The sequence below is a fragment of the Streptomyces sp. NPDC037288 genome, from assembly GCF_055603265.1.
Genome location: NZ_JBVJVY010000054.1, coordinates 20,103 through 34,794 on the forward strand (window position 1 = coordinate 20,103; position 14,692 = coordinate 34,794).

13 protein-coding genes are annotated in these 14,692 nt (G+C 69.7%); 10 read left to right on the top strand and 3 right to left on the bottom strand.

Going from position 1 to position 14,692, the window contains the following annotated elements; genetic code table 11:
- The first annotated feature begins 71 nt into the window (after positions 1-71).
- Positions 72-728, top strand: a complete 657-nt coding sequence (locus ACZ7GZ_RS36915; protein ID WP_031169226.1) for a response regulator transcription factor — start codon at positions 72-74, stop codon at positions 726-728.
- 133 nt (positions 729-861) lie between these two features.
- On the top strand, positions 862-2,151 hold the full coding sequence (locus ACZ7GZ_RS36920; protein ID WP_471031262.1) for a ribonuclease D: 1,290 nt from the start codon (positions 862-864) through the stop codon (positions 2,149-2,151).
- A 146-nt stretch (positions 2,152-2,297) separates the two neighbouring features.
- On the opposite strand, the gene ACZ7GZ_RS36925 is transcribed toward ACZ7GZ_RS36920, so the two are convergent.
- From ACZ7GZ_RS36925 to ACZ7GZ_RS36935, 3 genes are all read right to left on the bottom strand, one after another.
- Positions 2,298-3,488 carry an MAB_1171c family putative transporter gene (locus ACZ7GZ_RS36925; protein WP_471031265.1) on the bottom strand — a complete coding sequence of 397 codons (1,191 nt, stop codon included), beginning with the start codon at positions 3,486-3,488 and terminating at the stop codon, positions 2,298-2,300.
- Positions 3,481-3,978, bottom strand: coding sequence for a hypothetical protein (locus ACZ7GZ_RS36930; protein ID WP_471031266.1), 498 nt, complete (start codon positions 3,976-3,978; stop codon positions 3,481-3,483). Before ACZ7GZ_RS36930 ends, ACZ7GZ_RS36925 begins: the two co-directional genes overlap by 8 nt.
- A gap of 74 nt (positions 3,979-4,052) precedes the next feature.
- Positions 4,053-4,565: a helix-turn-helix domain-containing protein gene (locus ACZ7GZ_RS36935; protein WP_471031269.1), complete on the bottom strand. Its 513-nt coding sequence runs from the start codon at positions 4,563-4,565 to the stop codon at positions 4,053-4,055.
- An 861-nt stretch (positions 4,566-5,426) separates the two neighbouring features.
- On the opposite strand from ACZ7GZ_RS36935, the gene ACZ7GZ_RS36940 reads away from it, so the two are divergent.
- The 8 genes from ACZ7GZ_RS36940 to ACZ7GZ_RS36975 all read left to right on the top strand — a co-directional run.
- Entirely contained in the window at positions 5,427-6,248 is an 822-nt protein-coding gene (locus tag ACZ7GZ_RS36940) for a phytanoyl-CoA dioxygenase family protein (protein ID WP_471031270.1), read from the top strand.
- A complete protein-coding gene (locus ACZ7GZ_RS36945; RefSeq protein ID WP_471031272.1) occupies positions 6,245-7,360 on the top strand; it encodes a zinc-binding dehydrogenase in 1,116 nt (371 codons plus the stop codon). Before ACZ7GZ_RS36940 ends, ACZ7GZ_RS36945 begins: the two co-directional genes overlap by 4 nt.
- 62 nt (positions 7,361-7,422) lie before the next feature.
- A complete protein-coding gene (locus ACZ7GZ_RS36950) occupies positions 7,423-8,661 on the top strand; it encodes a cytochrome P450 family protein (protein WP_471031274.1) in 1,239 nt (412 codons plus the stop codon).
- A 42-nt stretch (positions 8,662-8,703) separates the two neighbouring features.
- On the top strand, positions 8,704-8,964 hold the full coding sequence (locus ACZ7GZ_RS36955) for a phosphopantetheine-binding protein (RefSeq protein ID WP_471031275.1): 261 nt from the start codon (positions 8,704-8,706) through the stop codon (positions 8,962-8,964).
- 36 nt (positions 8,965-9,000) lie between these two features.
- Positions 9,001-10,263, top strand: a complete 1,263-nt coding sequence (locus ACZ7GZ_RS36960; RefSeq protein ID WP_471031278.1) for a beta-ketoacyl-[acyl-carrier-protein] synthase family protein — start codon at positions 9,001-9,003, stop codon at positions 10,261-10,263.
- On the top strand, positions 10,263-11,381 hold the full coding sequence (locus tag ACZ7GZ_RS36965; protein WP_471031280.1) for a beta-ketoacyl synthase N-terminal-like domain-containing protein: 1,119 nt from the start codon (positions 10,263-10,265) through the stop codon (positions 11,379-11,381). The genes ACZ7GZ_RS36960 and ACZ7GZ_RS36965 overlap by 1 nt, the downstream gene beginning before the upstream one ends.
- The gene (gene fabG, locus ACZ7GZ_RS36970; RefSeq protein ID WP_471031283.1) at positions 11,378-12,151 is read left to right on the top strand and encodes a 3-oxoacyl-[acyl-carrier-protein] reductase; all 774 of its coding nucleotides are present in this window, start codon (positions 11,378-11,380) and stop codon (positions 12,149-12,151) included. Before ACZ7GZ_RS36965 ends, fabG begins: the two co-directional genes overlap by 4 nt.
- A gap of 82 nt (positions 12,152-12,233) precedes the next feature.
- Positions 12,234-14,692, top strand: a 2,459-nt coding sequence (locus tag ACZ7GZ_RS36975) for an amino acid adenylation domain-containing protein (RefSeq protein ID WP_471031286.1), incomplete at its 3' end; no start/stop codon positions are given.

Genomic DNA, 14,692 nt, shown 5'->3' on the forward strand with positions numbered 1-14,692 from the left:
GACCTTGAAAGCACGGTTCGTCCCGGCTTCCTCCCCACAAGCCGGCCCCGTCCCCCCACCCAGGAGGCCTGGTGTCCGTTCTCCTCGAGCAGCCCGCAAGCCTGGTCGCCTACCGCCCGAACAAACCGACCGCCATGGTGGTCGTGGCCGACCCGCGCGTCCGCTCCACCGTCACCCGTCATCTGTGGGCTCTCGGCGTGCGCGATGTCATCGAGGCCTCGTCCGTCGCGGAGGCCCGCCCCCGCATCGGCAACCCGCGCGACATCTGCGTCGCCGACGTCCACCTGCCCGACGGCTCCGGCCTGACGCTGCTCTCCGAGACCCGTGCCGCGGGCTGGCCCAACGGGCTGGCCCTGTCCGCCGCCGACGACATCGGCGCCGTGCGCAACGCCCTGGCGGGCGGGGTCAAGGGGTACGTCGTCACCGGCACCCGTACCAACATCGGCCTGCCCGCCCGGCCCGGCGCCGCCCCCCTCGGCGCCGCCCGGATGCACCGCCGCCCCCCGGGTGCCCCGAGCCACCCGGGCGGCTACCGCGAGCTGTCCGGACGCGAGGTCGAGGTGCTGCGGCTGGTCGCGGAGGGCCAGTCCAACAAGGCGATCGGCGTCTCGATGGGCCTGTCCGCCCTGACCGTCAAGAGCCACCTGGCCCGCATCGCCCGCAAGCTGGGCACGGGCGACCGGGCCGGCATGGTGGCCGTCGCCCTGCGCACCGGGATCATCCACTGAGCCGTTCGGAGCGCGACCGGTTCACTCACGTGAACCGCACCTTTCACCGGCCTGACTGGTTTACGACCCTCCGGCGCCCGTCGACGGAACGTTCCGGCGACGGGCGACGTCCACGCACGGATACCCTTGACAGGTGACCGACGCCCAAGACACCGCAGCAGACAGTTCCCTGCGCACCACCGGAGGCACTCCCCCGGACGACGCCGGATCTTCTGTGACAGGGGCGCCGACACCGCTGCTCGAACCCCGCGAGGGCATTCCGCCCGTCGTCGCCGACGAGGCCGCCCTCGCCAAGGCGGTCGCCGCCTTCGCCGCGGGCTCCGGCCCGGTCGCCGTCGACGCCGAGCGCGCCTCCGGCTACCGCTACGGCCAGCGGGCCTACCTGGTGCAGCTGCGCCGGGAGGGCGCCGGAAGCGCGCTGATCGACCCCGTGGCCTGCCCCGACCTGTCCGGGCTCGGCGAGGCGCTGTCCGGCGTCGAGTGGGTGCTGCACGCGGCCACCCAGGACCTGCCCTGCCTGCGCGAGATAGGCCTGGTCCCGACCCGGCTCTTCGACACCGAGCTGGCCGGCCGGCTGGCCGGGTTCCCCCGGGTCGGCCTCGGCGCGATGGTCGAGGGCGTCCTCGGTTTCGTCCTCGAGAAGGGCCACTCCGCCGTCGACTGGTCGACCCGGCCGCTGCCCGAACCGTGGCTCAGGTACGCCGCGCTCGACGTGGAACTCCTCGTCGACCTGCGCGACGCCCTGGAGAAGGAACTGGACCGGCAGGGCAAGCTGGAGTGGGCCCGGCAGGAGTTCGACGCGATCGCGGCCGCGCCGCCGGCCGAGCCGAGGAAGGATCCGTGGCGGCGTACGTCCGGGATGCACAAGGTACGGCGGAGGCGGCAGCTCGGTGTCGTACGGGAACTGTGGGAGACCCGGGACCGTATCGCTCAGCGGCGGGATGTGTCCCCCGGCAAGGTACTGAGTGACGCGGCCATCGTGGAGGCCGCGCTCGCCCTGCCCGGCACCGCGCACGCGCTGGCCGCGTTGAACGGTTTCGGCCATCGCATGGGGCGCCGGCAGCTGGAGCAGTGGCAGGCCGCGGTCGACCGGGCCAAGGCCCTTCCCGACAGCGCGCTGCCGCAGCCGGGGCAACCGGTCACCGGGCCTCCGCCGCCGCGGGCGTGGGCCGACAAGGACCCTGCCGCCGCGGCCCGGCTGTCCGCGGCCCGGGCCGGGGTCACGGCTCTCGCCGAGCAGCTCACCATGCCCCAGGAGAACCTGGTCTCCCCGGACACGGTCCGGCGGATCTGCTGGGAGCCGCCGAAGGTGGTGGACGCCGGGTCCGTGGGGGCGGCACTCGCCGGGTACGGCGCGCGTCCATGGCAGGTGGAGCTGGTCACACCGGTGCTGGTGACCGCCCTGACCGCACAGGGGGCCTAGAGCTCTCGCCGGAAGGCGCCGTCGGCCGGCGCCGGCCTGATCCGAGAGGAAGGCCCTGGCCGCCGTAGCACTTGATCACGTACGGCGACCGCGTCGGGCGACACGTCGTCGAACGCCATCGGCTGCGGTGCGGCCGGGCCTGGGGGCTATGCGCCTTCCTTGCTCAGGGAGCTCGGGTCGGCAGCGGGCGGTCGGGGAGCCGCGGCGAGGGGGGACCTGGCGAAGGCGCGGGCCAGTTTGCGCTGGAAGGCCAGCTCGGCTGCCAGATCCTGCGGCTGGGCGATGCGCGGGGTGTTCATGTGCTCGACGGGCTCGCGTTGCTGCGCCTTGGCGCGCAGCGCCTCCTTGAGCTGGGCGGCCTCGACGACGGCGGCCAGGTCGTCCTCGGACAGTCCGGCAGCGGTGGCCCGCCTCCGAGCCTCGTCCGCCACCGCTGGGTCCATCCAGGTACGCAACACCCACTGAGCGTCGCGGATCTCCACCACACGCCGGTACAACCGGGTACGGAGATCCGCCCCCCGTTCCAGGACGAGGACCGGTTCGGGCACCTGTGCGGTCACCGCGCGGTGGAGCGGAGCCAGTTCCCGGTGGGTGCGGCGCAGGTCGAACCAGTTCCAGGCCCAGCTGAGGTAGCGCCCCCAGTCCGGCAGCGTCCAGCCGACCGTCTTCACCACCGTGCCCGCGATCGCGAGCTGGGCTATCGGCTCCCAGGGGTGGCCTGTGGCATCGAACTGGGCGACAACGATGTCCGCGATACGACAGCCGGTGTAGATCATGGCGAAGGGCATGGACACTGCGACCAGGCGCAGTCCACGCCGGAGCCAGGGGGTGGGCGCGATCTTGGCGTACCGCCAGCCCATGATGCCGATGTCGATCTGGTTCGCGGCGTAGCCCAGCAGGTAGATGGCGAGGTAGGCGGGGTAGTACTTCGCCTTGGTCAGGGCGAAGTCATCGGGACGTTCGCCGAGGCTGCTGGCGGTGAAGAACAGCGTCACCATGCTGAGGAGGATCACCGCGAGGGCGGCCAGGCGGGGAATGGCCCTGCGCCAGGCGACATCTCTGCTGTGGGACAGATGCAGCAGGACCAGCTGCTGGCACGCGGCCGACAGGATGACCGTGCTCTGGGAGAGAAGGCCCGAGAAGTTGACGATCCCGACGGCCCGGCTGGTCGCGACCCAGACAGCCGGAGTGGAGATGGTGAAGGTGACGAACAGGAAGAAGAAGTTGCCCACCAGCCCGAGCTGTGTCGGTGAGCGATCGGTGCGTATGACCCGCAGTTTGAAGACCAGTGCGAGCAGGGAGACCAGCGCGCACCCGGGGTACAGGAAGCTATTCATCTTTCCTTCGATGGGTGGGGGGTTCCAACGCTGCGAGTCGGGCGGCCACCTCGCGTGCTTCCGGGGGGACGTCCCACGTTCGCCGCGGAGCCCACGTGGCGACCTGACGTCCGATCAGGGAGCCGACGAGTTCCGCCTCGATTTCGGCACGCGAGTGCGAGTGCTCGCGGCCGAGGACTCGTCGCACCAATTGCGGGTCCAGCGAGGGAAGAAAGAGCCGGGTGGCTTCCGGGGTCATCACCGGGGCTGATTCGTGGCCGCAGACCAGGTGCCCGAACTCATGCAGGATGACCTGATGCTGGTGTACGGGAGCCAGCCGCTGCTCGAAGATGATGTGGTTCTCGCCGTCGGCGAACACCCACAGTCCGTCGGGGCTGCCCGGGGGCAGCGGCGACGGAACCAGGTGGATCGGCTGTCCACGGAGTTCGGCGAGATGAGCGCACAGCGCCTGCACCGTCATCTGGTGCGTCGGTAGATCGAGGTTGCGCACCAGGTCCTCGCAGTGCTGCCGGAGGCTTGCCGCTCTCCGGCGGCCAGGTCTGCGCCGCCATATCACCACGATCACTACTTCTGTATGTCACGGGATGGTGGTTCGTCCGGAGAGGAAGAGAACTCTCTCAAGGTGTCGCGGGCAGCTTTTGCGGAGCGAAGGATCCCTGTGACGAGTTCCGACAGTTCGGACAGGGATGCAGCGGACGGGTCCAATGCGGAAGAGGTTCGCAGTGCCACGCTCTGCACACCGCGCCGCTGGAGTTCCTTCACGGTTTCCAGCTCTGCGTTGACCAGTGCGAAGACTTCCTCGTCGAGGAAGTACGCCCACCGCTGAATGCCGAGGCTGTGCGCGACTTTCACCAGGGTCTCGATGGTCAGGTTCGTCCCGTCCGCGGACTCGGCCGACGCCAGGGTCCGCTTCGAGACGCCGGCGCGCTCGGCCAGCGCCGCCAGCGTGAACGGGCCTTCCGGGTGATGGTGCCGGACATGGCGGAGGCGGGCGGCGATCGCCGTCTTCGCGGCGCGCATCTGCCCATCGAGAGCGCTGATCGACGTCTCGTCACCTGCACCCTGCTGATGGTTCACAGTTCCCCCACCTCTCAATGCAGCAGGGTGCACCAAGTTACAGCACGCAACTACAACCGGGCGGGCAGGGGGACTTCAGGCCAAGTCCAGCCGGTCGACGACGGTGCCGGCGGCGTCGGCAGGTCCAGGCCCTCCGGTCGGGCCCGCGACCTCATTGGTGCAATATCCTGCATCCGGGAGGCGATTTGTTGCAATGGCTCGCGCGACCTGCTTATCCTCCTCAGGAGATCACGAAGGAGGCGGGGTGCATGCTGAGAGCTCCTGCTGTAAGGGGAGTTGTGGGCGTTGCCGACAACTCGGCCCGCTCACGGGCATGAACTCCGAAGAGTCACCCTGCGCCTCCTGGTAGATACAGGCAGCAGCCGCTCCACTGATGGGACGCAGTGCTGCGCAAACCGAGTACATAACACTGTCGGCAATCGAGCCGTGGCAGACCGTGACAACGACGAGCACGGTGGCCCTTGACGGCTCGTTACTCGCCGAAAATCTAGGGGGAATTTCGCATGCGAGGCATGAGAAGCGCGATGCGTTGCTGTCGCAGCACTGCCACTGCCGGCCACTGATCAAGTCGCCGAACGCCGAGTACGCGGCGCCTGCATACGTCCGGTCGACAGGAAACCTCACGTTCTGGGTTGCCTTCGGGACGCTTTCCAGCGGGAGCCGTTGATTAAACCTGTATGACGGTTGCGCCGGTTGGCGATCCGCGAAACCTTGCGCGGGTGCGCCCGAATTCCGGCGTTTTTCAAACCTGCCCCGTCGGCAGGCGTGTCCGGACAATCTTGGGTTCAACGGGGAACTATGGCCATGAATGTCGGTCGAGGATGGACGCGGACGTCGGATTTCGCTACCAAGGAGGCTTTCTTGAAGCTGTCGGAAGAGATGCTGGCCCAGTACCACCGCGATGGATTCATCCTTGTACCGGAGGTCTTCTCGCAGGCCGAGCTGGCATCCGTCAAGAGCGCGCTCGCCGAGGACGTGACGGTCAAGGGGCCGCACCTGGTCACGGAGGACGACGGGGAGACGATGCGGGCGGTCTATGCCTCGCACGCCCGGCACCCGCTCTTCCGTGACCTCGTCTCCTCCGAGCGACTCCTCGGCCCGGCCATGCAACTGGTGGACCAGGACCTCTACGTGCACCAGTTCAAGGTCAACACGAAGCGGCCCTTCGGTGGCGAGTCGTGGGCATGGCACCAGGACTACCCCGTGTGGCGCGACGCCGACCGGATGCCGGAGCCGCGTGCCGTGAACGCGGCCGTCTTCCTGGACGACGTCAACGAGTTCAACGGACCGGTGGTCTTCCTCCGCGGATCGCACCGGCTCGGCTCCGCGGCGAGCCGGCGCCGGCAGGGCGACGAAGCGGCGGAGCACATCGACCCGCACGACTACATGCTGTCCACCGACGACCTCTCCCGGCTCGCCGGGGTGCACGAGATGACCAGCCCGAAGGGGCCGGCCGGGACCGTCGTGTTCTTCTCCACGGAGATCGTGCACGGTTCGGCGCCCAACATCTCGCCCTACCCCCGTGACTTGCTGATCACGACGTACAACGCCTCGTCCAACGCCCCCCGCCCGCTGGGCGAGCCGCGTCCGGAATACCTCGTGGGCCGGGACACCACGCCGCTGGTGCCGCATGCGAGGCCTCTGCAGGCCGTGGCCGCGTCCGCGACCGGAGCGGGCGCATGACGCCCGGTCAGTCCGCCGCCGCGGCGGTACTGGAGGAGTTCGGACGGCCGGTCGTGATCCGCCATCTGCCCGTACCCGAGCCGGGCGCGGGCGAGATGCTCGTCGACGTCGGCTACGGCGGCATCTGCGGAACCGATCTGCACCTCCAGCAGGGGCACCTGCCGATTCCCACCCCGCTGACACTCGGCCACGAGGGCCTCGGCACCGTCCGTACCCTCGGAGCCGGGGCCGCACGCGATGCGCTCGGTGCGGAGCTGCGGGTCGGCGACACGGTGATGTGGGCCTCGTCGATCGCCTGCGGCCGGTGTGTGCCGTGCCGGCAGCACCGCGAGCCCACCTTGTGCGAGGCGCGCCGGACCTACGGCGTCAACCGTCCGCTCACCGAAGGGTCCGGACTCGCGGGCGCTTGGGCGGAAAGCATTCTTCTCCACCCGGGCGCGGTCGTCGTCAGGCTCGACCCGGACATCGACGAGCTGGCCGCCATGTCGCTGGCGTGCGCCGGACCGACCCTGGTGCACGCCCTGTACGAGCGGCGCCCCGTGCGGATCGGGGAGACCGTGATCGTCCAGGGCAGCGGACCGGTCGGCCTGGCCGCCGCGGCGCTCGCGCAGCTGGCGGGCGCGGCCAAGGTCATCCTGATCGGCGGCCCGCGTCAGCGGCTGGAGCTGGCCGCGCAGTGCGGCATCGGCGACCACCACATCGACATCGTGGCCGACGCGGACCCCCGGCAGGCCCTCGACCAGGCCCTCGCGCTGACACCCGGAGGCGCCGGCGCGGACCTGGTCATCGAGTGCGCGGGCGTGCCCGCAGCGGTCGCCCAGGGCCTGACGCTGGCCCGGCGCGGCGGCTCGTACCTCGTCGTCGGCCAGTACACCGACAGCGGCGACACGCTGCTCAACCCCCACCAGATCGTCCACCGGCAGCTCGACATCCGCGGCTCCTGGGCCTTCAGCGGTGCCCATCTGGTCGAGTACGTGAGGCTGCTCCCCGCACTGTGCAGACGATTCGACCTGCGCAGCCTGGTGGTCCCCTTCCCGCTGGCGGACGTCCGGCAGGCCATGCAGGCCGTCGCGGACGGCACGGTCGTCAAGGCCGTCCTCCGAACGTCCTGACCCCCTTCCCGCGACCCGACCGCCCGCCATGTGCGCACCGCGCACGGCCCGAGGAGCAAGACATGCACGGCACTCGATCCGAGGACACCGAACTCTTCGGTGATGCCTACATGCAGGATCCGTACAGCGTGTACGCCCGGTTACGCGCGGCCGGCCCGGTACACCGGGCGACGACGCCCAACGGCCTGCCCGTCTGGGTCGTCACCGACTACGACGAGGTCCGCGCGGCCCTCACCGACGAGCGTCTGTCGAAGGACGCCGGCCGCATGAAGGCCCTCGTCGACCGCAAGCTGGCCTCCGTCAAGGGCCCCTCGTCGGCGTCCGAGACGCTGGCGGCCAACATGCTCAACTCCGATCCTCCCGACCACACCCGGCTCCGCAAGCTGGTGGTCAAGGCGTTCACCACCCGTCGCGTCGAACAGCTGCGGTCGCGCATCGCCGGCATCGCCGGCGAACTGCTCGACGGGCTGGAGGCGCTCGGGAAGAACGGCGACCCCGTCGACCTCGTCAGCAACTTCACCTTCCCCCTGCCGATCGCGGTCATCTGCGAACTGCTCGGCATTCCCCTCGCGGAGCGCGAGACCTTCCGTGAGTGGTCCAAGGCACTGGTCGGCTCCGGTCCGCCGGAGGCCGCACGGCACGCGTCCATGGCCATGGGCGGATACCTGATGCAGGTCATCGCGGCCAAGCGCGCACAGCCGGCGGACGACCTGCTCTCCGACCTCATCCAGGTCAGCGACGACGGGGACCGGCTGGACCGGCTCGAAGTGGTCTCCATGACGATGCTGCTCCTGGTCGCCGGCCACGAGACCACGGTCAACCTCATCGGCAACGGGATCCTCGCACTGCTCCGCCACGACGACCAGCGGGCGGCACTGCGCGCGGATCCGAGCCTGGCCCGGGGCGCGGTGGAGGAACTGCTGCGCTATGACGGCCCGGCTCCGATGGCCACGATGCGGTTCACCGCCGCTCCGGTGGACATAGGGGGCGTCCGCGTTCCGGCCGGGGAAGTCGTCTTCCTGGGGCTGGCGGCGGCCAACCGCGACGGGCGGAAGTTCGACCGTCCCGACGAGCTCGACATCACCCGCCCACTCGGCGGACACCTCGGCTTCGGCTTCGGAATTCACCACTGCGTCGGCGCTCCCCTGGCCAGGCTCGAGGCGGAAGTCGCCATCGGCGCGTTCCTGGAGCGCTTCCCCGAGGCACGACTCGCCATCGAACCGGATGCGCTGAAATGGCGGTCCAGTGTGATCATGCGCGGCCTCGAGAAGCTGCCGATCACCTGGGCACGCACCGAGTAAGCCTTTCCCGCCACCACACCAGACAACGAAACGAGGACTGAAATGGGAACGGACGACCTTCAGAGCGACGCCAACCTGCTCAGGGTGAAGAAGACCGTGTGCGATCGGCTCGAACTCGACGAGAACGAGGTCACCCTGACCAGCCTCTTCCACGAGGAGCACGGCGCGGACTCCCTCCAGGCCATCGAGATTCTCGCTGCCCTGGAGGAGGAATTCGACATAGAGATCGACCAGGCCAACCTCGTGCGCATGGTCAATCTGCAAGGTGTCTACGAGGTCGTCGCCGAAACCCTGGGCTGGTAATTCCCGTGTCCTCCATCACCAACGAGCAGGAGACTGATGTCCATGGCTCCGCCTGACGTCATGCCGGGCGCCTCGCCACGCCGAGTGGTGCTGACCGGTCTGGGTGTTGTCTCGAGCATCGGCACCGGCGCCGAGGAATTCGCCGCGTCGCTGCGCGCCGGACGCAGCGGCGCCGGGCCGATCAGCCAGTTCGACACCGCCGGTTTCGCGCACTCCAACGGCTGCGAAGTCACCGGGTTCGAGCCCGAGCGCTGGATTTCCGAGCTCGATCCGGAGAGCTTGGGGCGGGCCACCCAGTTCTCCGTCGCGGCGGCCCGGATGGCCGTCAGGGACGCCGGGCTGACCTCCGCCGCCCTCGATGGCCGACGGGGCATCGTCTCCGTCGGTACCACCGACGGCGAATCACACGACCTGGACCGGCTCGTGGCGGCGGAACTGCGGGACGGCCTGGAGAACCTGCCCGCGGAGATCGCCGGGCGGGTGAGCCCGATGCGGCTGTCCACGGCCATCGCACAGGAACTCGGGCTCACCGACGTCGAGACGACGGTGATGGCCACGGCCTGCTCGGCCGGAAACTACGCGATCGGCAGTGGCTTCGACGCGGTCCGTTACGGCGAGGCCGACTTCGCCCTGTGCGGTGGCGCGGACGCCATCTGCCGTAAGACCTTCACCGGTTTCTACCGGCTGGGCACCATCGCCCCGGACGTGTGCCGGCCCTTCGACAAGGACCGCAAGGGAATCCTCACCGGAGAGGGCGCCGGTGTGCTGATGCTGGAGCCGCTGGAATCCGCGCTGGCCCGCGGTGCGCGTATCTACGCCGAAGTTCTGGGATACGGCATGAACTGCGACGCGTATCACCAGGTGGCGCCGCAGCAGGAAAGCGTGACGCGCTGCATGGAGCTGGCTTTGAAAGACGCTGGCATCGACCCGAGCCAGGTCGATATGATCTCTGCACACGGGACCGGCACCAAAGCCAATGACATCACCGAGACCCGGGCCATTCGCGATCTCTTCGGAGAAAATCCGCCGCGCACGGTATCGATGAAGTCGATGCTCGGTCACACCATGGGCGCGGCGAGCGCACTCTCCGCCATCGGCTGTGCCCTGGCGATCACCAACGGATTCATTCCGCCCACCATCAACCATGTCGCCACCGACCCGGAATGCCGGATCGACTGCGTTCCCAACGAGGCCGTCGAGGCGGACCTCAGGATCGTCCAGAACAACGGCATGGCATTCGGCGGGAACAACGCCGTCGCGATATTCGGCAAGTACGAGGACGAGAGGAACTCCCAGTGATGGCCCAGGGCCTCTCCAGTGGTCGCCGCCTTGTCATCACGCGGTGGTCGGCCATTTCTCCCTTCGGGTTGGGCCGAAACGCCTTCCAGGACGGCATTCGTACCGGCCGGAAAACGGTGTCCGCCGTCGACGCGGAGCAGTGGTCCACCCCGGACGACCACGCCTGTCTGGTGCCTGACTTCTCCCCCCGCGAACTGCTGGGCAAGAAGGGCACCCGGGACATGGACCGGGTGACGGGGCTGGCGGTCGGCGTGACGGCGCAGCTGTTGGCCGAGGACGCCGGCGCCGGCGCGCCGATCCCCACCGGTGAGGGCACCGGTCTGGTGCTCGGCACGACCACCGGCAGTGCCGAGAGCATGATGGGCTACACCCGCACGTCGATGCGGAAGTCCAAGCCGTTCCTGGTCGACCCGGCGCTGATGCCGTACGCGGTGATGAACTGCGCGGCCGGGCAGTGCGCGATCTGGCACGGTCTCAAGGGGCCGAACGCCACGCTCGCCGGCGGCCAGTCCGCGGGGCTGCTCGTCCTCAACTACGCCCGCCGGCTGCTCGCTTCCGGTCGGGCCGAGAGAATCCTGTGCGGCGCGGCGGAGGAGTTCTCCAACGCGCGTTCCTGGATCGAACACCACCGCCGCGGCCGGACACCGGCCGAGACGGTCCTCGGCGAGGGCAGCGCGATGTTCCTCATCGAGACGGCCGGGCAGGACACGGCAGAGCGTCCGCCGCTCGCCGAAGTCATCGACGTGCGGTCCCGCGCCCATGCCCCGGGCGCCGTCCGGGAGGCGCTCGCCGCCTGTGTCGCAGACGTTCTGCGGCGCACCGGCCTGCGTCCCGAGGACGTGTGGGCCGTCGTCCCCTCCGGGGTGAAGACCCAGGCCGCCGCCGAGGAGAGCGATGCGCTGCACGCGACGTTCCGGAGCGCGGACACCCGGTGGATCAATGTGACCGATCTGCTGGGCGACACCGGTGCCGCCGGCGCGGCGTTCCAGATCGCCGCGGTCCTGAGCGTCGCGGACACCGATCCGGAGGCCGCCGGGAAGGTCGCACTGATCACCTCCGTCGACCGGGACGGCACCGTGGCCTGCGCGCTGATCAGGACCGGGGGTGAGCACCGATGAGCGACGACCGGACGCACGACGCGAAGGAGTCCGGGGCCCGCCGCGTGGCCCTGGTCAGCGGGGGTTCCCGAGGCATCGGCCGGTCGGCGGTGCTGCGACTGGCGCAGGACGGCTTCGACGTGAGCTTCTGCTACCGGTCGAACGCCGCCATGGCGGAGTCCCTCCGGCAGGAACTCGCCCACCTTCCGGTCCGGACGCTGGCCGCGCAGGTCGACGTCGCGGACGGGGAGGCGGTCCGCGCCTGGGTGACCCGCACCGAGAAGGAGTTGGGCCCGATCCAGGCCGTCGTCACCTCTGCCGGCATCACGAGGGACAAGCCCCTCATGCTCATGAGCGATGACGACTGGCACCAGGTGCTCGACACCAACCTCGACGGCAGTTACCACGTCAACCGAGCCGTGGTGGTGCCGATGATGAAGCGGAAGTCGGGCTCCATCATCAACCTTTCCTCGGTCTCCGGCGTGTACGGAAATCCCTCACAGGCGAACTACTCGGCGTCGAAGGCCGGAATCATCGGCCTCACCAAGGCACTGGCCAAAGAGGTGGGGCGGTTCGGCATCAGGGCCAACGTGGTGGCACCCGGACTGATCGACACCGACATGACCGACGCCCTGAGCGACAAGGCCAGGGAAGAACTGCTTCAGGCAGTTCCGCTCCGGCGTTTCGGCCGCGCGGAGGAAGTCGCCGATCTGATCTCCTACTTGGCCTCGGACGCCGCCGCGTACATCACGGGCAGCGTGCTCGAGATCCACGGTGGAATCACCCTCTGACGGCGCGTTCTGCGCTTCTCAACGGCTTATTGACAGTGAAGACAGGAGCAAGACGTTGTCCGGTGGCCGCCGCGGAACAGTCATGCCGTTGACCTCGGCACAGCGCGAAGTGTGGCTCGCGCAGCAACTCGATCTGGACAATCCGATCTACAACGTCGGCGGCTATCTGGAGATACTCGGCCCGATCGACCCGGCCCTGTTCGAAGCGGCGCTTCGCCAGGCCGTCGGCGAGGCCGAGTCCCTCCATGTCCGGTTCGTCGAGCAGAGCGGCGAACCCGGGCAGATCCTCGACCCCGCGCCGGCACCGTGGCCCCTCCACCACATCGACGTCAGCGGCACCCCTGACCCCCGCGCCGCCGCCGAGGAGTGGATGCGGGCCGATCTGGCCGAGCCGTACGACCTCACGCAGGCCCCGCTCTTCCGCCAGGCACTCTTCACCGCCGGCCCCGACCGCTTCTTCTGGTACCAGGGCACCCACCACATCGTGCTCGACGCCCTGAGCGTCTCCCTCGTGATCCGCCGGGTGGCGGAGATCTACACGGCGCTCGTCGACGGCCGGACGGTGCCGGCCACCCGCTTCGGGTCGCTGGCCGAGCTTCTCCAGGACGAAGCGGACCACCGCCGGTCCCGCCGGTACGAGAGAAGCCGGGCCTACTGGCTGGACCGTTTCAGCGACGCCCCGGAAGCCGCCCGGCTCGCCGCCCCGCCCACGTCCATGCCGTCCACCTTCCTCCGGCGCACGACCTACCTCCCGCACGCCGTCTCGGAGTTGGTGCGCAAGACGGCCGCGAACACCGGGACCACCGTTCCCGGCACCATCACCGCCGCCGTGGCCGCGTACGTCCAGCGGATGACCGGCGCCGAGGAGGTCGTCCTCGGCCTCGCCGTCACCGGCCGCGACAGCGGCCGGCTGCGCCGCATCCCCGGCATGCTCGCGCACGCCGTACCGCTCCGTCTGCCTGCCGGCCCGGGTACGGCCATGGCGGACCTCATCCGGCGGACCTCGCAGGAGACCTTCCAGGCACTGCGTCACCTCCGGTACAGCAGCGACGAGCTCCGCCGCGAGCTGCCCGCCCTCAGCGGACGACAGGGGATCTTCAGCCCCCTCGTCAACTACATGTCGTTCGACTACGACCTGCGCATGGGGCCCCACCGCACCCATTTCCACGGCATCTCCAACGGACCCGTCGAGGATCTCTCGATCGCCGTCTACGACACTCACGACGGTCAGGACATCCGCCTCGACTTCGACGCGAACCCGCAGCTCTACACCGAGTCCGAGCTCACCGCGCAGCAACTGCGCTTCCTGCGCTTCCTCGAATCCGCCCTCGCCGCGGACGCCGAACAGCCCATCGCGCACGCCGAGCTGCTCTCCGCCGCCGAGCGTGACCGGCTGGTCGTGCAGTGGAACGACACGAGCCGGGACGCGGTCATACCCGCAGTGCTGTCCGACGCCTTCGAGGCACAGGTGCGCGCCACGCCCGCCGCACCGGCACTGGTCTTCGACGCCACCGAGCTGTCGTACGCCGAGCTGAACGAGCGGGCCAACCGTCTGGCACGCCTGCTGATCGCCCGGGGTGCGGGGCCCGAGCAGCTGGTGGCGCTGGCCGTGCCGCGCTCGGCCGAACTGATCGTCGCCGTGCTGGCGGTCCTGAAGTCGGGCGCCGCCTACCTGCCCCTGGATGTGGAGTATCCGGCGGAGCGTCTGGCGTTCATGGTGCAGGACGCGAGCCCGGTGCTGATGGTGACGACCGCCGCGGCGGCCGACCGCCTGCCGGAGGGTGTCGCGCGCGTGCTGCTCGACGATCCGGCGGTGACCGGCGAGCTCGCGGCACTGCCGACGGGTGACGTGACCGCGAGTGAGCGTCGCGGCGTCGTCCTGCCGCAGTCCCCGGCCTACGTCATCTACACCTCCGGCTCCACCGGCACCCCCAAGGGCGTCGCCGTTTCGCACACCGGCGCCGCGAGCCTCGCCGCACAGCAGGCCGAGGGACTCGGCGTCGGCCCGGACAGCAGGGTGCTGCAGTTCGCGTCGGCGAGCTTCGACGCGATGTTCTGGGAATGGTGCATGGCTCTTCTGGCCGGCGCCACCCTGGTGGTCGCCGCCGACGAGCGCCTGGTGCCCGGACGTGCCCTGGCCGAGCTGGCCGCCGAGCACCGCATCACCCACGCCACGATCCCGCCCGCAGCGCTGGCGACCATGGCCGCGGACTCCCTGCCCACGGTGGCGACGCTGGTGGTCGCCGGCGAAGCGCCGTCGGCCGCCCTCGTGGCTGACTGGTCCCGTGGCCGGACGATGATCAACGCCTACGGTCCGACCGAGAGCACCGTCTGCGCCACCATGAGCGGCCCCCTCTCCGGGACGGGCACGCCCTCGATCGGCGGACCGATCCGGAACACGCGGGTGTTCGTGCTGGACGCCGGTCTGGCTCCGGTACCGGTGGGGGTGGCCGGTGAGCTGTACCTCGCCGGCGACGGCCTGGCCCGCGGCTACCTCAACCGCCCCGGACTGACCGCCGAACGCTTCGTCGCCAACCCCTT